Source organism: Acetonema longum DSM 6540, assembly GCF_000219125.1.
In the GTDB taxonomy this organism is placed as follows: Bacteria; Bacillota; Negativicutes; order Sporomusales; family Acetonemataceae; genus Acetonema; species Acetonema longum.
This window is the reverse complement of the sequence record NZ_AFGF01000054.1, coordinates 28,618-45,819: the sequence shown is the minus strand read 5'-3', so window position 1 is coordinate 45,819 and position 17,202 is coordinate 28,618. Positions and strand designations below refer to the sequence as shown.

The window sequence follows — 17,202 nt, the reverse complement described above, 5'->3', positions numbered from 1 at the left end:
CTTCGGCCATATTTTATAATTTTTATGCAGGGGAGCGAGAACAATGAAAACGTTGATCGTGTATTCCACTCTGACAGGCAACACCCAAAAAGTGGCGGAAGCCATACAGGAAGTATTTGAAGTCCAGGCTGATCTGGCGCCGGTGGAGGACAATCCGTCGGCAGAAGGCTATGATCTGATTTTAGTCGGTTTTTGGGTGGATAAAGGCATGGCCGATAAAAAATCCAAGGAGTACCTCAGCAGCCTGCGCCATAAGAAGGTAGGATTGTTCGCCACCTTAGGCGCTTACCCTGACTCAGACCATGCCAGGCAAACTATGATCCAGAGCAGCCAGTTGCTGGACAGCAGTAATCAACTGACCGGGACCTTTATTTGTCAGGGTAAGGTAGACCCCAGGTTAACCGCGATGTATAAGCAATTCCCCGAAGGACATCCCCATGCCATGACCCCGGAACGCATCGCCCGGCTGCAGGAAGCCGCCAAGCATCCTAATGAGGCTGATTTTACCAAGGCCAAGGCAGTCTTCGCCGAGGTTCGCCGACAGCTTCTGGCGGGTGAAATATGAAAGCAGCCAACGCAAGCGGCCGGAGCCTGAAAGACGTATTGGCGGCCCTGGAGCCGGAACTTTCTGAAATGGTAATCGGTCGCCCTACAGACAGTCCTTTGCAGGAGTCTTTTGACGCCAAACGGGTGATGCATAGCGGTGTGGGTGGTTTTCCCCTGCCTCGCGGGGAGTGGCAAAGCCACTGGCAAGCCGCCCTGACGAATCCCGGAACCGGCGCCGGCCGCTCAGCCTATATCCATATTCCCTTCTGCCAGCGCAAGTGTTCATATTGCGGCTTCTTTCAAAATTTCTGCCAGGAAGAACTGGAAACGGCCTATATTGACCGGCTGATCGCCGAACTGAAAATGAGCGCTGATAAACCCTATCAATCCTCAAACCCCATGAACGCCATATTTTTGGGCGGCGGAACCCCCAGCGCCTTGTCGCCGGCCAATATCAGCCGGCTGTTGAAAGCCATCCATGACTATCTGCCTTTGACTAATGACTGCGAAGTTACCTTAGAAGGCCGGGTCCACGACCTGATTCCGGCTAAAATGGAGGCTTGGTTTGCCGACGGAGTCAACCGGGTTTCACTGGGGGTTCAGTCCTTTAACACCAAGGTACGCCAGGCCGCAGGCCGCATCGACAGCCGGGAAGTTGTCATGGAGCGGCTCCGGGCTCTGGCCGCCTATAACCAGGTTGCAGTCATCGTTGACCTGATCTACGGATTGCCTTATCAGACGCCGGAAGTCTGGCGGGAGGACCTGAACGCCCTGAAAGCGCTCCCCCTGGACGGCTGGGATCTTTATCAGCTGAATCTATGGGAAAATAGCGATATGAAAAAGGCCATCGACGCCGGCAGAATACCGCCGGCAGCCACCACTCAGGAACAGGCCGGGATGTTTGGCGCAGCCAGGAACCGCCTGGACGGCTGGCCGGTGAACCAGATCAGCGTCTGTCACTGGGGCAAAACCGGCCGCGAGCGGAATCTGTACAATCACATGTCGCAAAAGGGCTGCGTGATGCTGCCCTTCGGCGCCGGCGCCGGCGGCAGGCTGGATGATGCCCTGATCATGCTGGAGCGGGATATAAAACAGTATATGGGCCGTATGGACAGAGACGAAAAGCCGATCATGATGATGCTGTCCCTGCACCCCCTGACAGATATCCATGACGCAGTCAAGCATCAGATCAAACAGGGCTATTTGGATATTGCCGGCCTGGCTGCTCAATTTGACCCCCGCCTGACCGAACTGAATGCACTGCTGGCAATATGGGAAGAACGGGGCTTGGTCGCCCGCCAGCCGGAAATCGCCCGCCTGACTACTGCCGGACAGTTCTGGTATGTGAATCTGACCCAGTCTGTGCTGGAGTGCATCAATGCCATGCTGCAGGGTGAATGGTCCTGGGAAAAGCAAAAGGTAGCGGCCCAAGGGTAAAGAATTGAATGAAAATAAGCCTCCCTGCAAGCTCAGAGAGCCTAGAGCTCCGTTTTCTATGCAATGGTAGAAACGGAGCTCTACATTTTTGCCCAAAACTTATACAGGATAGGATGTGTAGTCAATATGCTAAACAAATGGATTGTGGGCGTTGTAGCAGTACTGCTGCTGGGCGGCAGTCTGTGGAGCCTAACCCGGGATGGTGCCGAGCGGACGGCAGGGAAGACCGTTGCCCGGACAGTAACAGACAGTGCCGGACGGCAGTTGGTGATCCCGGAGCGGCCGCAGCGGGTAGTGGCGCTGAATGCGTCCCATGTTGACCTGTATACAAGCGCCGGCGGCCACCTGACCGGCCGTGCTGCGACCGAGACTCTGCCTCCTGCCGTAAAAACGGCGGTGCAGGACGTTCCTCAGGTAGGCGTTCCCAATAATCCCAGTCTGGAAAAGATCCTGGCTCTTAAACCGGATCTGATCTTAGGGGCGAATATACCCTTTCATCAGGAACTGCTGCCGGTTCTGACGCAAGCCGGCATTCCGGTCTATTTGAGAAACCCGGACACTCCGGAGGATGTTCTGAGCATCTTGCGCCTCTACGGTGAACTGGCAGGCACCCCCGGCAAAGCCAACTCTCTCGCTACTCAAATCGAAAGCCGCATGCAGGCTGCTATCGAAGGCAGCAAAGGAAAAACCTCGCCCCGAACTCTTCTGCTATGGGGTACCACTGAAAGCTTCAGCATGATATTGTCCGGCACCTTCACCGGCGATCTGATGAAACGCCTGGGCGGCGACAATGTGGCCGATCAGGCTGAAAAGAGCGGCCCCATGGCCGGCTCCGGCTATGTCCCCCTGAGTCTGGAGTTTGTTTCTAAAGCCAATCCGGAAGTGATTCTGTTCATAACCCACAGCGCCGATGACAAAGTCGAGGCCAAATTCCGGGCGGAACTGGCGGCTCATCCGGCCTGGAAGGGCATGAAAGCCGTAAAGGAAAACAGAGTCCACAAGCTGCCCTATCACCTGTTCGCGATTAATCCCGGCACCCGGATGGCGGAAGCGACCGACGTTTTAGCCGGCCTGTTGTATGCTGACAGCGTCATGCAATAAAGTTTAAAATTTAGGAGGAGGGTTTACTATCATGAAAAAGCAGCGGCACGGTCAAACCGGAAAAGTGGCCCTGTTAAGCCTGAGCATTATGACTGCTCTGAATTTCCCCATATACGCGGCGGAGCATGTCCAGCCTGAAGAAATCGTAGTCACCGCCACCCGGACCGAGCAGGATGTCAAAGAAACCCCAGCCCCTGTAGAGGTCATTGACCGCCAGAAAATTGAAACCCTGGGCGCAGGCACTGTGGTAGAGGCCCTGAAAATGGCTTTTAACTTAAACCTGTCGGAGGCAGGCATGACCGGCAACCAGGTCAGCCTGCGGGGCATGAATACCAACCACTCCCTGATTCTTATTGACGGCCGCAGGATAGCTGGCGAGGACACCAACATGACAGCCAATGCCTATGAATTAAACCGTATTAACCTGGCCAATGTGGAACGGATCGAAATTGTACGGGGACCGGTCAGCTCTCTCTACGGCTCAGATGCCTTAGGGGGCGTCATTAATATCATCACCCGCAAGGCTGAAAAGCCCCAGCACAGCATTAGCCTGGGCAACAGCAGCAGCCAGCAGAACGCCTCCTACCGCTTTGACCTGGGAAAACAGGGAAAATGGTCCTGGTCGCTGGATGCCGCGCTTACTGATGTTAAGGAACAGACCCGCAGTGAGAGCACCAATATGTATGGTCCCCGCCAGTTCTACAACCTGAACGGTACATATGAACTGGCAAAAAATAAGCATCTGGATGTATTTTATGAAAGAACGAACGAAGAACTGCAGACTGATACTGCCACAACATGGGAGGATTTTACGAATACCCGGAATTCCTACGGCGTGGCCTTTCGGAGCAAGACCGAACGGGCAAATTTCGAACTGCGCACATACTACAATGACCTGAAAAAAGACAACGACATGCTTAGCAGAGCAGATGGAAGCTATGTAGATTTTGACCGGGCCGAGTATAATACCTGGGTAGTTGACGGTAAAAATACCATGCGGCTGAATGAGCAGCATACCCTGACCTATGGCGGCGAGTACCGCACCAATGAATACAGGGGAACTCGTTTGGGAACAGGGGGCGATTCTCCTTCCACGATCAGTGTAGGCGGGATCAGCAAGCCTATTTCGGAAAAAGAAATCCGATACCAGGCTGTTTATTTACAGGATGAGTGGAAGCTAAGCGATAAAGTGCTGGTGGTTCCTTCCCTGCGCTATGACGGCAGCAGCGACTTTGGCGATAATTTCAGCCCCAAATTAGGCGTGACCTATAAATTTATGGAAAATCTCCGTCTCAAGACCAATTACGGTGAAGGTTTTAAAGCCCCTAGCATCAGTGAACTGTATATGAATATGACGCGTAAGCCGATTCCGACGATGACCGTCATTGTTTCGGGGAATCCGGACTTAAAGCCGGAAAAATCTACGAGCTTTGATGTTAGCCTGGAAGGTGAAAGCGGCGCGAATTTTGGCAAGGTTACTTATTTTAACAACGAAGTAACTGACCTGATCAGCACTGAAACCTCGACAACGGGAGCACCGCCCAACATGATTTCCACCAGCAAATACATCAATGTTGCCGAAGCGGAAATAAAAGGCTTTGAAATGGAAGCAGGCCGGTATCTTTCTGACCGGCTGACCTTCAAAACCGCTTATGCCTACATGGATGCCAAAGACGTTACCGGCGGCAAGCGTCTGGACGGGCGCGCCCAAAATAAGTATTCCGCTCAACTTATCTATGACGACAAGAAGCCAGCCGGCCTCAGCGCTATCCTCTGGCATGAGTGGGTGCGGGATTATCAGTATGAGAATGTAAACTACGATTACAATATGCTGAATTTTACCCTGAATAAAAAATGGAGCGACCGTTACAGCACCTTTGTGGGGGTCGATAATATCCTGGACGAGAAGATCGATGAGTTGGTGTTGAACGGTCTGATATGGCGGTTTGGCATGAATTATAGCTTTTAGCTCAGAACACCCTCCCTGTGGCGGATATTCTGCCGGAGCTGCGAAAAAGGCATTGGAAACCCGGTAAAGGTTCTCCAATGCCTTTTCGTATGTAATCGTTCTGAAAATAGAGCAGCAATTACATTCTGAAGTTTAAGCCCAAACCGGCGCCATCATATTTGGAACCGTTCACATCCATCCGGTTCACGGTAGCGTAGACGCCAAAGGACTCATTCTGATACATGAGACCGGCCTGAGTTTCCTTGATGATATCCGACTTCTGCCAGGAAGCGAAGGCGTGAAACGTATCGCCAAGAGGAATGGTAACGCCTGCGCCGTAGAGGGGCTCTGTATCCGTTTCGGTGTATTTTTGCTCCCAGGGCTGCCCATAATTTCTGTAATATTCCGAGGAATAAATTCTGGCGCCGCCAAACAGCTGCAGGTTAGGCACAATTTTGTAAGCAGCTTTTACGTCGGTGTAGTTTTTCATGATTGTCAATTCGCTCCAATAACCATAGGACTCACTCAGAGAACCAAAGTGGAAGGAGTCAATGCCAACGGCCAGTCTGTCTGTGAGGCCGATCCGGAGGTAGAAATTTACTAATTCTGTTGAATCATCGCCTGTCCCCCAGAAGTCCATGTCGTCATAGTTTATGCCTCCTATCCCCAGGTCCATTTGCCAGGCCTGAAAATCCATGACCGGGGCTGCCAGGCCGATACTGGAAAATAGCATAACCATTGCAAAAATGCTAAAAATGAGAGCCGATTTTTTCATAAATACCCCCCTTTTTTTTGCTGTAAACAGAAGCACATGGAATCAGCATAGCATGAAATGACAAATATGTATAGGTCTTCTTGCCTACCCGGTCTTCCGTAATAGTTCCTTTAGAGTCTGTTGCCAAACTCATCTGTGGCCTAGAAACAGGGAGCGTTCAAAAAGGTTCAGGTGCCAGGCACGACGAGGACGGGCGTGAGACTGTACGTTTGCAGGGTACGTCGAACGCCCGCCCGCAGGAGTAACGACGCAGATGAGCCTTTTTCAACGCTCCCCTACCCGGCGGTTAGTCCGCCGTCTACCGTCCAGGCCGCTCCGGTGACGAAGGAAGCGGCATCGGAGGCCAGAAAGGCGATAACCTGGGCTGCTTCTTCCGGCCGGGCCACCCGGCCCAAAGGGTATGCACTCTCCACGTCGGCCAGCTGATAGGTACCGTTGGCATCGGCTAATTGCTTATCCAGCATAGGAGTTGCCACATCCCCGGGGCAGACGCAATTGACCCGTATGTGATGGGGCGCCAGTTCCAGGGCCAGAGCCTTGGTAAAAGCAACCACCGCTCCTTTGGAGGCGCAGTAGGCGGTACACAGCCAGTTGCCGTTCAGACCGGCGTCGGAGGCCAGATTGACAATGGCAGCCCCCTGACAGAGGGGACGTTCCTTTTCCGTCGCATTCTGACGGCGGCGCAGTTCAGGCAGGGAGTACTGACACATGAAATAGGTTCCTTTCACATTGATGTCCATGATCTCGTCATAGTCGGACTCCGTCATATCGGCAATGGCCTTTTCACAATAGACGCCTGCTGAGTTCACCAGGATATCCAGCCGGCCGAAATGTGCTATAGTTTGTTGTACTAATTCTTTGCACTCCGCCCGCAGCGTCACATCCGTCCGGACAAACCGGACCGCCGCCTGCCACTGGTTCAATTGTTCCAGGGCTGCCTGGCCCTGGGAGTCCCGCCGGCCGGCGATTACCACTTTGGCGCCGTTTGCTAAAAAAAGGCGACTGGCTGCCAGGCCGATTCCCGAGGTGCCGCCGGTAATCAAAGCGACCTTTCCCTGTAAGTCGTATTGCATCGTAACCACTTCCTTCCCGGTAGTTTTCCCGATTTTTTGCCGGAATTCCTTTGCTCCTGTCATGATGCTGTCTGATTTCCGGCATTGCCTATGGTTCCGCTTTATATTCAGCAATGACTTCGCCCAGAATTTTTATTCCCTGAACGATTTTTTCCTGATCAGCCACAGCAAAACTCAGCCGCAGAAACCGGTCCGGCGGCCGGCGGGGGAAAAAGGCGGTTCCCGGCAGCAGCAGGAGACCTTTTGTCTCGGCGGACTGGACAATCAGGCGGGCCGATACCCCTTCCCGCAGGGCCAGCCAGCAGGTCAGGCCGCCCCGGGGCGGATGGCAGACTGTCGAATCCGGCAGGAATTCCCGGATGGCGGCTAGGGCCGCCTCGTATCTTTCCTGATAAATCCGGCGGATAGCGCCGATATGTTTCTGCCAGATGCCCTGACGCAAATACAGGTCAAAGGCTCGCTGAGTCAGGCCGGAGGTGGCGATGTCCGAGTGATGCTTCACCGCCGAAACTTTTGCCACCCAGTGGGGTGGCATCAGTAAAAAAGCCAGCCGCAAACCGGGCATAAACATTTTGGAAAAGCTTTTCAGGTAAATGACTCGCTGGTCCCGGTCCAGAGCCTTTAAGGGGGCCAGGGGGGAACCGGAAAAATCCAGCTCGCTGATATAGTCATCCTCCAGAATAATGGCGTCGTAGCGCCGGGCCAGGCCGATCAATCGGTTGCGCTTGATCACCGAGTAGGAGTAACCGGTGGGATTTTGAATGTTGGCCATAACATAAATCAGGCGGGGGCGGAAGGCGCGAATTTTGTTTTCCAGCTCCTGCATGGCCATGCCGTCTGCGTCCATGGGAATGTCGATGATTTTGGCGCCCCGGGAACGAAAGGCGGCGATAGCCCCCGGATAGGTGGGACTTTCGGTAAACACGCAGTCACCGAACTGGAGAAAAGCCTTGGCAATGATGTCAATGCCCTGCTGGGCGCCGGAAATAATCTGCACATTGTCGGCCTGAGCCTGGACACCCTGGGTTTTTAAGTAAGCAGCAATGGACTGCCGCAAAGGAAAGAATCCCTGACTTTCCTGATACCCGAAAGCAAACCCCTGATCCCGGTCCAATACCTCGATCAATACCCGCTTAAAGTCATCAATGGGCAATAAATCCGGCGGCGGCATGACGGTGGCAAGATCAATGCAGTTCCTGCCGCCCGCAGGGATATGCTCCGGCAGTTCCAAGTCGATGTCAGGGGTTGCCGGCTCATACTCATCGGCCGTGCTGCCGGCGATTTCGGCCACATAGTTGCCGCTGCCGGCCCGGGAGTAGATGTAGCCGTTTTGTTCCAGAAGCTTATAGGCGTTGACCACTGTGCCGGGATTAACCCTTAAAAAAGCAGCCAGCTTCCGCACCGGCGGCAGAAGGTAGCCATGGCTCAGCTTGCCGCTCAGAATCAGTTCCCGCAAGCTGTCGTACAGCTGAGCATAGAGGGATGCCCTGCTGGTCTTATCCAATTGTATCGATACAAAATCAAAAAAATCTTCATTCATCTTGTAAAATTCCTTTCCTCTCTGCTATAATAACAAAAATTCGCCGGCGATACAAATAATTGTATCGATACGCCTATTTTAGCAAATTTTTTGCTGCCGGCAAAGAGGGGGAGTCTGGATATGGAAAATCGGTATGAACTAAACAAAAATCTGGCCCAGATGCTAAAGGGCGGCGTCATTATGGATGTGACCAACCCCGAACAGGCTAAAATCGCCGAAGAAGCCGGCGCTGTGGCTGTCATGGCTCTGGAAAGAGTACCGGCTGATATTCGCAGCCAAGGCGGAGTAGCCCGGATGTCCGATCCGAAAATGATCCGGGAGATTAAGGCTTCGGTTACCATCCCGGTCATGGCCAAGGCCCGGATCGGCCATTTTGTAGAGGCCCAGATCTTAGAGGCCATTGGTATCGACTATGTGGACGAAAGCGAAGTCTTAACCCCGGCGGATGAGCTTTACCATATCAATAAATGGGATTTTAAGATTCCCTTTGTCTGCGGCGCCCGCAATCTGGGCGAAGCCCTGCGCCGTATCGGTGAAGGAGCAGCTATGATCCGCACCAAGGGAGAAGCCGGTACCGGCAATGTAGTGGAAGCTGTCCGGCATATGCGGACCATGCTGGCGGATATGCGGCGGGTCAAGGCCGCTCCCCGGGAAGAATTGATGAGTATAGCCAAGGAAATGGGTGCGCCCATGCACCTGATTGAATATGTCGGGGAACACGGCTCTCTGCCGGTGGTCAATTTCGCTGCCGGCGGCATCGCCACCCCCGCCGATGCGGCCCTGATGATGCAGCTGGGCTGCGACGGAGTCTTTGTCGGGTCCGGTATTTTCAAATCCGGTGACCCCAGCCGGCGGGCTAAAGCCATCGTTCAGGCCACTACTCATTACAATGATCCGGAGTTTTTAGCCGGAATATCGGAAGATCTGGGTGAGCCTATGGTGGGCATTGAAATCGATAAAATCCAGCCTGCTGAACGGTTAGCTTCCCGGGGGTGGTAACACCATGCTGACTATCGGGGTATTAGCTCTGCAAGGCGCAGTGAAAGAACACCTGGATCATCTCAACGCCTTGCCTCAGATTCGGGGTGTGGCGGTTAAAAAAGCAGCGGATTTGGCTCCTGTCGCCGGACTGATTTTGCCGGGAGGCGAATCCACGGCGATGGGTAAGCTGCTGCGAGAATTTCTTCTGTCCCGGGCAATCCTGGACCGGATTCAGGAAGGCATGCCGGTGTGGGGCACTTGCGCCGGCATGATCCTGCTGGCCAGGACCATCGCCGGTCAGGAAACCGGTTATTTGGGGGTCATGGACATCTGCGTGCGGCGTAATGCCTATGGCAGTCAGTTGGACAGCTTTTCCACGGAAGCCCTCATTCCGGCGGTATCCGCTGCACCGGTGCCCCTGGTGTTTATCCGGGCGCCTTATGTGGAAGAGGCGGGGGCGGATGTGACAGTCCTGGCCAAAGTGGATGGTCACATTGTAGCGGTGGAGCAGGACCATATGCTGGCCACGGCTTTTCATCCGGAACTGACTGACGATTTGTCGTTTCACCGCTATTTTGCAGCCAAGGCAGCAGCCTGGAATGTATTGAAAACGAATCTTTGATCCCCGACGAAAAAGCCGGCGCCAGTCTCTTGACCGTCTTCTCTTGCTTATGCTATGATTAGAAAAACTAAATAACGCAACTCTTATCCAGAGTGGTCGAGGGACTGGCCCGATGACGCCCGGCAACCGGCTCGTTAGAGCAGTGGTGCTAATTCCAGCAGAACAGCAGTGTTTTGGGAGATGAGAGGGGAGCTAACAGATTTGTTGACCTCTTTCTTCCGGAAAGAGGTCTTTATTTTATTAGACGGAAACAAGAGCTGCAAAGCAGGCTTGTTTCTCGTTGCAAAAAACAGGAGAGTGGTAAAATGCCGATCAAGATCCCTAATAACCTGCCGGCGGCAGACATTCTGGAAAAAGAAAATATTTTCGTCATGTACGAAGACAGGGCCTATACTCAGGATATACGGCCTCTGAAAATTTTAATCTTAAACCTGATGCCCACCAAAATCACTACTGAAACGCAGCTGTTGAGGCTGTTGGGCAATACGCCGCTGCAAGTGGAAGTGGATCTGATGTATACCGCCAGCTATTTACCCACTAATACACCTGTGAAGCACCTGACTAAGTTTTATGAAACCTTTGATAGCGTTAAGTCCCACAATTATGACGGCATGATTATCACTGGCGCCCCGGTGGAACAGATGCCTTTTGAAGAAGTGGCTTACTGGCCGGAACTCTGTGAGATCATGGAGTGGACTAAAAATCATGTGTATTCCACTTTTCATATCTGCTGGGGGGCTCAGGCCGGCCTGTATTACCACTACGGTGTTCCCAAATATGATTTGCCGCAAAAAATGTTTGGCGTTTTTCCCCATAAAAGAATTTTTACCGCCCAGGATCAACTGTTTCGAGGCTTTGATGATCTTTTCTACGTACCTCACTCCCGCCACACCGAAATCCGGCGGGAGGACATTGTCAATAAACCGCAGCTGCAGCTTTTATCCGAATCCTGTATTTCCGGGGTGTATGCCGTGACGGACCTAAGCGGGCGCCAGTTCTTTATCACCGGTCACTCCGAATATGACCCACTGACCCTGAAAGGCGAATATGACCGGGACGTATCCCAGAGCCTGCCGATTCAAGTGCCGCAAAACTACTACCCCAATGACGATCCCAACCAGTCTCCGATGGTTCTTTGGCGCAGCGCCGCCCATCTTTTATTTTCCAACTGGCTTAATTATTATGTCTATCAGAGGACCCCTTATGATCTTTCGTATTTATAAGAGTCAAGGGCCAGGGCTTGATTGATTCAGACACAAAGAGAGCAGCTGCAATAATGGGTTGACACATGCGATACCGCTCATCATATAGCAAGCGGTATTGGCGATGATTGACATATATAGTTTAGCCCAATATAATGAGAATGAATATTATTATCATCATTGTGACGTATTTTCTGAAGGAGATAAAATGATTGGGGAGGGAACAGTATGCAACATCAGCCTAATCTGCAGGGTGTGCCGGAGACGTTGCTGATTCCGTTATGGGCGCGGGCGGTTGAGGCGAAGCGCGGCAAGCCGATCCTCAAAGATGCAAAAGCGATTGAGATCATGGAACGGATCGAATACGATTTCACGAAATTCGACAAGGCATGGAAATCACAGACTGGCGTGGTGATCAGAACCGAAATCCTGAACAAAGCGGCGGCGACGTTTATAGCCAGGCACCCTGATGCTGTGGTCGTCAATATCGGTTGCGGCCTCGACACCCGCTTTGCACAGGTGGATAACGGCAAGATTCGCTGGTACGATCTGGATTTGCCGGAGTCGATCCGTATTCGCCGGCAATTTTTCTGTGAAACAGAGCGCTATAAGATGATCGCCAAATCTGTCTTCGATTATTCCTGGATTCAGGAAATTGCTGCAGAGGCGCAGCCGGTCCTGATCATTGCGGAAGGGACCCTCATGTACTTCACCGAGCAGGAGATCAAAAGCCTGATTAATAAACTGACCGACGTCTTCCCCAAGGCCGAAATGCTGCTGGAAATCATTACGCCGGGGATCGTGAAAATGAGCAAGCAGCATGATACAGTCGGCAAGATGGACAACGTCAGGTTTCAGTGGGGAGTGACCAGCGGTAAAGAACTGGAACAGTACAACAACCGCATCAAGGTCATCAACGAGTGGAATTTATTCGATTATCATCAAGACAGATGGGGCTGGATGGCCTGGATGGCTAAGATCCCTGCCGTTAAGCGCCGGTTCAGCGACAGCGTCGTTCATTTAGTATTTGGGTAACCGCGCTTTTTGGTGAACAGGGACAGGCAATAAGGTAAAATTGCTTACAGGTAATAGAAAAAGGTCACCGCCGCTTCTTCTGTCAGAAGCGGCGGTGACCTTTTTCTGCTTTGCTGCGCGCCGGGCGTCTGTCTATGCCATTGACAGATAGAAGAAGGTATTCTATAATGTTTTTGATAATGATAATCATTATCAAAAACGAGAGGGCCACAGAGCTCCGCATGAATAGGCGGAGCTCTGCTTTTTTGCGGAGCGCACGGCCGCCGGGAGCAGCCTGCCGCGGACCGGGCTGCACTTTCATAGTGATGCGGCGGGAAAGCAAGAAAACAGGAATAAGACGAGGTGGCAATATGAATAGCCGGATAGGCAGGATTATTGGTATTTTGATAATGGGAGCCCTGGCAGTGGGCGCAGTTTTATCGCTGCAGATGCAACCGCCGGCTGTACAGCCGGCGTCAACAGTGATGCGGCCGGTAACTGACAGCGCCGGACGGGTGGTGCAAATTCCCGTCCGGCCGCAGCGTGTTATCGTCCTGAACCCTTCCAGCCTGGATCTGTTTTATGCCGCCGGCGGCAAGGTGGTTGGCAGGCCAACGACACAAGCCCTGCCGGATACGGTTAAAACGGCGGTTGCGGCCGTGCCGGAGGTGGGGACTACCGCTAATCCGAACGTAGAAAAACTGATCGCACTTGAACCTGATTTAGTGCTGGGAGTCAATGTGCCGCCGCATCATCAGCTGGTACCGGTTCTGGAAAAAGCGGGCATTCCGATTCTGCTGCAAATGCTGGACAACTATCAGCAGATACTTGATACGCTGCGCTTTTATGGCGAGCTGACAGGACGGCCGGAACAGTCGGCTGCGGTCATCAAAGAGATAGAAGACGATTACAGGCGGCGGATGGCGAACAGGGGGTCACAGCCTGCACCGGAGGTTTTGCTGGTCTGGGGATCGACGACAAGTTTTCAGATGGCGACGTCCAACAGCTTCGCCGGTGATCTGCTGCGCCGGCTGGGGGCGCACAATATGGCCGACAGCAAGGCCGGCCTGAGCGCCAAAATGAGCTCTGTACCCTTAAGCCTGGAATATGTCAGCAAGAGCAATCCTGATGTAATTTTACTGATCACCCACAGCTCGGACACAAAGGTGGGCGAAAAATTCCGTGCGGAACTTGCCGGCCACCCTGCCTGGCAAGGGCTGAAAGCGGTAAGCAATAACCGGGTACATCAATTGCCGTATCACCTTTTTGCCGTAAACCCCGGCACCCGGGTAGGCGAGGCGGTGGCGGTGCTGGAGAGGCTGGTTTATCCGGAGGCGGCGCGTTGAAGGCGGCAGCATATAACGAGTAAGAAGAGGGGTGGCTATGAATGAAAAATCTGCAAGCCGCCTGTATAGGAGGGGAGCATGCGTTGTCTGGCAATCGATATATGAGTAGACTACGAATGAACAAAAAATGGATTGCCGCGCTAAGTCTGGCGATTGCCGCGGCTTTGAACCTGCCCGTCTATGCGGCGGAAGTCAGCGAGGTCCTTGTCACCGCCACCCGGACGGAACAGAAAATAAAAGACGTCCCGGCAGCGGCGGAAGTCATTACCCGGGAGCAGATCCAGGCCAAGGGCGCCATCACGCTGCGGCAGGCTTTGGAAACCGCAGCGGGCATATCCTTTGGCGTGGATGGCATGAAGGGATCGTCCGTCTCCATTCGCGGTTTTGATTCAAAGCACGTGCTGATTCTGATTGATGGCCGGCGAATTAGCGGCGAGACCAGCCTAAATCGCGCCAATTCCTTTGAAATTGACCGGATCAGCATGGAAAACGTGGAGCGGATCGAGATTATCCGCGGCGCCAGCAGCGCTCTTTACGGCTCCGATGCGCTGGGCGGCATCATCAATATCGTCATGAAACGGCCTGAGCAGCCGCAGCTTAGCCTGGAACTGGAAGGGCAGAAAGCTGATGCGTTTAGCGATGGGCGCGACTGGTCGTTGCGCTATGATGCCGGCAGGCAGGGACGCTTCGGCTGGTCGCTGAGCGCGGGCGAACGCAGGGAAGATCCATTTGCCCAGGAGGATGGGATACATAACAATTATTACGGCACCCGGCGGCCGATTAACTTCCAGGGAGAATGGCTAACCGGCGAAACAGGCAGGGTCACTCTGGGAATTGATTATTTAGATGAACAGACAAAGCGGACGGCGGACAAATCATTTTATACCAATGATAATCAGAGAGCAGATTTCAATATTGGCTATGAAAGCAAGGCGGCGGATACGGATTATAAAATTCGCTTTTATCAATCCGTTTATGATAAGGATATCGAAACCCGCAGCAGGACAAGCGGCGCGTTAAGCAGCTTTGACGTCATTAAGCGCACGATCAATACCGTTGAGGCGAATGCCGCGACGCCGGCGTCGGAAGATCACCTGCTGGCCTACGGCCTGGAATACCGGCAGGAAAAGGTGCGCGGCACCCGCATTGACTCCGGCAAAAACCCCTACACCCTGTATCGAGAGGGTAAAACCGCCGCCGGATCGGAAGCGACACTCGATTATTATGCCGCTTATGTGCAGGATGAGTGGGATGTTAACGACAAGCTGCTGTTGGTCTCGGCGCTGCGTTATGACGACAGTGATCAATTTGTCAGTGCCGTCAGCCCCAAAATGGGCGTCACCTATAAACTGCAGCCGAACAGCCGTCTCAAGGCTAATGTCGGCTATGGCTTTAAAATCCCCACGACAACCGAGCTCTATCACGCCTTTCTCATGGCCGGCAAAACCTATTTTATCGGCAATCCCGATTTAGATCCGGAGCGATCGGTCAATTATGACTTCAGCTGGGAGGGAGAAGCCGGGCCCCTGTCCGGAAAGGTAGGCGTTTTCCGCAGCGATATAAAAGATATGATTGAAAGTTATGAGGTCGGGCCGGATTATCCCGGGTACCAGGCTGGCTATAAAAATAATTCCTATGGCAATATTGCCAAAGCGCAGCTGCAGGGCGTCGAGGCGGAAATCGGCCGCAGAATCAATGACCGCCTGACGGTTAAAGCCAATTACACCTATCTTGACGCAAAAAACAAAACGACCCATGTCCGTTTGGAAGAACGGGCCCGCCACTTAGTCGGCGCCAGTTTGCTGTACAGCGACCGGGAAAGCGGCATAAACGGCAACATCTGGGGGACCTGGAACGGTGACTGGATTGATTCCGGCGGAAACGCTAAATCCTACGCCGTCTGGAACGCGTTGGTCAGTAAACAGCTGAATCCGGCAACCACCATTTACCTTGGCGTGGATAATATCTTTAACTATAAAGATTATGACCGGTGGATCAATGGTGCAATCTACCGCACCGGCATAAGATTAAAAATTTAAAGGCCATGAAAATTCAAGCCTCCGAGCGATTCGGAGGCTTTTTATCAGTCCTTGCCATATCATTTCTCCGGATTGCGGCGCGAGGGTTTGGAACGCTTGCCGGCGAATATCTGCCATAGTTCCACCGAATACTAAGCGAGAAGAGGAGTAAATGCTGAAGCCAAAACTGAAGTGCAGGGATGCAGGACGCCGAAACCGGCCAATGCCTGCAAGACTGCCCGGGCCTGTCTGTAATTTTTGCGGTTTGGTAACCCTGGCTACCGATTTACGCCAAAGCAGCATGTTACAATATCGACAAAAGCTACAATGCAATAGGAGGGAGCACCCTTGACAAAATATATTAACCTGACCGACACTGTCTACGACGTTACCGAAAAATACCCGGAAGTCATCGCATTGCTGGCAGCCAATGGCTTTGAACAATTAAACAACCCGCTGCTGCGAAAAACGCTGGGCAAGACGATTACCCTGGAAACCGCGCTGCGGAGCAAAAAAATCAATGTCGAACTGTTTGTGCAAAAGCTGGAGGACGCCATTGAGCAAAACCGTCCCGCCGCCTCCACCGGCCTGATTGCCATGAAAAAAGACAGCGGCGGCGACATCAGAATCGAAGGCGTCCTGCCCTGCCCGATCCGGCTGCCGCTGCTCGAGCGGTTTGAAGCCTGGCTGGCCGGAAACAAGGACCGCCTCGCCTTTGATGTCGATTACGACCTGAAAGCGGCCAGCATGGGGATCGACTGGATTAAGGAGCGCATCGCCGCCAATCCAGGCGACGAATCGGTTCTGTCGGATTTGTTCATGTCGGCGGGCTTTGACTTATTCTTTGACCGGAAGCTGATGGGCAAGTTTAAAGACGAAGGCATATTTGAGGATATCAGCGGCTTCGAGCGGCTGAACCGCGACTTTGACAACGAACGCATCGACCTGAAAGACCCGCGGCGCCAATACTCGGTCATTGGCGTAGTTCCCGCCATTTTCATGGTCAATACCGACGTGCTTGGCGGCCGTCCTTTCCCGGAACGCTGGTCGGACCTCTTAGCGCCTGACTTTGAGAATACCATTTCCCTGCCGATGCGGGATCTGGATTTATTTAACGCCTTACTGCTCAATATCTATAAAGAGCACGGCGAAGACGGCGTGGCCAGAATGGGCCGTTCGCTGCTGCGCAGCATGCATCCGGCGCAAATGGTTAAATCGCATCGCCGGCAGGCTGATGAAGAGACGCCGGTGATTACCGTTATGCCTTACTTCTTTACGCAAATGATCGGCGCCAACACTCCGTTCAAGCCGGTATGGCCCAAAGACGGCGCGATTATCAGCCCCATCTTCCTCCTGGCGAAAGCGGCGACGAAGGAAAAGACCAAGCCCTTTGTCGATTTCCTCTTTTCCCGGGAAGTCGGCGAAATCCTGTCGGGCAACGGCCATTTTCCTTCGACCAATCCCCAGGTCGACAACCGGCTTGCGCCGCACCAGAACTTTATGTGGCTGGGCTGGGACTATATCAACTCCCATGATATCGGTGAACTGCTGATTAAGACAGAAGACCTGTTTTATGCCGCGGCAGGAAAGGAGAGTTAA

General features: G+C 53.0%; 14 protein-coding genes and 1 riboswitch. Of the genes, 11 read left to right on the top strand and 3 right to left on the bottom strand.

The genetic code is table 11. From position 1 onward, the window contains the following. Positions 1-43 precede the first annotated feature (43 nt). The 4 genes from ALO_RS07235 to ALO_RS07220 all read left to right on the top strand — a co-directional run bounded on the left by ALO_RS07235 (position 44) and on the right by ALO_RS07220 (position 5,053). Entirely contained in the window at positions 44-565 is a 522-nt protein-coding gene (locus tag ALO_RS07235) for a flavodoxin family protein (protein ID WP_004094326.1), read from the top strand. Next, complete coding sequence (hutW, locus tag ALO_RS07230; protein ID WP_004094319.1) at positions 562-1,983, top strand: heme anaerobic degradation radical SAM methyltransferase ChuW/HutW; 1,422 nt, start codon at positions 562-564, stop codon at positions 1,981-1,983. The genes ALO_RS07235 and hutW overlap by 4 nt, the downstream gene beginning before the upstream one ends. Before the next feature lie 126 nt (positions 1,984-2,109). Then, on the top strand, positions 2,110-3,084 hold the full coding sequence (locus ALO_RS07225) for an ABC transporter substrate-binding protein (protein WP_004094306.1): 975 nt from the start codon (positions 2,110-2,112) through the stop codon (positions 3,082-3,084). 31 nt (positions 3,085-3,115) lie between these two features. Next, positions 3,116-5,053 carry a TonB-dependent receptor plug domain-containing protein gene (locus ALO_RS07220; RefSeq protein WP_004094301.1) on the top strand — a complete coding sequence of 646 codons (1,938 nt, stop codon included), beginning with the start codon at positions 3,116-3,118 and terminating at the stop codon, positions 5,051-5,053. A gap of 118 nt (positions 5,054-5,171) precedes the next feature. Here ALO_RS07220 and ALO_RS07215 read toward each other — a convergent pair whose 3' ends face one another. The 3 genes from ALO_RS07215 to pdxR form a co-directional block, all read right to left on the bottom strand. Next, positions 5,172-5,807, bottom strand: coding sequence for an outer membrane beta-barrel protein (locus ALO_RS07215; protein ID WP_004094300.1), 636 nt, complete (start codon positions 5,805-5,807; stop codon positions 5,172-5,174). A 275-nt stretch (positions 5,808-6,082) separates the two neighbouring features. After that, the gene (locus ALO_RS07210) at positions 6,083-6,880 is read right to left on the bottom strand and encodes an SDR family NAD(P)-dependent oxidoreductase (RefSeq protein ID WP_040292942.1); all 798 of its coding nucleotides are present in this window, start codon (positions 6,878-6,880) and stop codon (positions 6,083-6,085) included. A gap of 88 nt (positions 6,881-6,968) precedes the next feature. Beyond that, the gene (gene pdxR / locus ALO_RS07205) at positions 6,969-8,420 is read right to left on the bottom strand and encodes a MocR-like pyridoxine biosynthesis transcription factor PdxR (protein ID WP_004094298.1); all 1,452 of its coding nucleotides are present in this window, start codon (positions 8,418-8,420) and stop codon (positions 6,969-6,971) included. Positions 8,421-8,540: 120 nt separating this feature from the next. Between pdxR and pdxS the strand changes: the two genes are divergently transcribed. The 7 genes from pdxS to ALO_RS07170 all read left to right on the top strand — a co-directional run bounded on the left by pdxS (position 8,541) and on the right by ALO_RS07170 (position 17,202). Further along, positions 8,541-9,419, top strand: coding sequence for a pyridoxal 5'-phosphate synthase lyase subunit PdxS (pdxS, locus tag ALO_RS07200; RefSeq protein ID WP_004094297.1), 879 nt, complete (start codon positions 8,541-8,543; stop codon positions 9,417-9,419). A 4-nt stretch (positions 9,420-9,423) separates the two neighbouring features. Next, the gene (gene pdxT / locus ALO_RS07195; RefSeq protein WP_004094296.1) at positions 9,424-10,023 is read left to right on the top strand and encodes a pyridoxal 5'-phosphate synthase glutaminase subunit PdxT; all 600 of its coding nucleotides are present in this window, start codon (positions 9,424-9,426) and stop codon (positions 10,021-10,023) included. Positions 10,024-10,103: 80 nt separating this feature from the next. Next, positions 10,104-10,210: riboswitch (SAM riboswitch) on the top strand. Between the two features lie 118 nt (positions 10,211-10,328). Continuing rightward, positions 10,329-11,246 (top strand): homoserine O-acetyltransferase MetA, encoded by a 918-nt coding sequence (metA, locus tag ALO_RS07190; protein WP_004094295.1) that lies wholly within the window; start codon positions 10,329-10,331, stop codon positions 11,244-11,246. A gap of 207 nt (positions 11,247-11,453) precedes the next feature. Beyond that, positions 11,454-12,260: a class I SAM-dependent methyltransferase gene (locus tag ALO_RS07185; RefSeq protein ID WP_004094294.1), complete on the top strand. Its 807-nt coding sequence runs from the start codon at positions 11,454-11,456 to the stop codon at positions 12,258-12,260. 350 nt (positions 12,261-12,610) lie between these two features. Continuing rightward, a complete protein-coding gene (locus ALO_RS07180) occupies positions 12,611-13,585 on the top strand; it encodes an ABC transporter substrate-binding protein (RefSeq protein ID WP_040292941.1) in 975 nt (324 codons plus the stop codon). A gap of 116 nt (positions 13,586-13,701) precedes the next feature. Continuing rightward, the gene (locus ALO_RS07175; RefSeq protein ID WP_004094289.1) at positions 13,702-15,624 is read left to right on the top strand and encodes a TonB-dependent receptor plug domain-containing protein; all 1,923 of its coding nucleotides are present in this window, start codon (positions 13,702-13,704) and stop codon (positions 15,622-15,624) included. Positions 15,625-15,951: 327 nt separating this feature from the next. Next, the gene (locus ALO_RS07170) at positions 15,952-17,202 is read left to right on the top strand and encodes an ABC transporter substrate-binding protein (RefSeq protein WP_004094286.1); all 1,251 of its coding nucleotides are present in this window, start codon (positions 15,952-15,954) and stop codon (positions 17,200-17,202) included.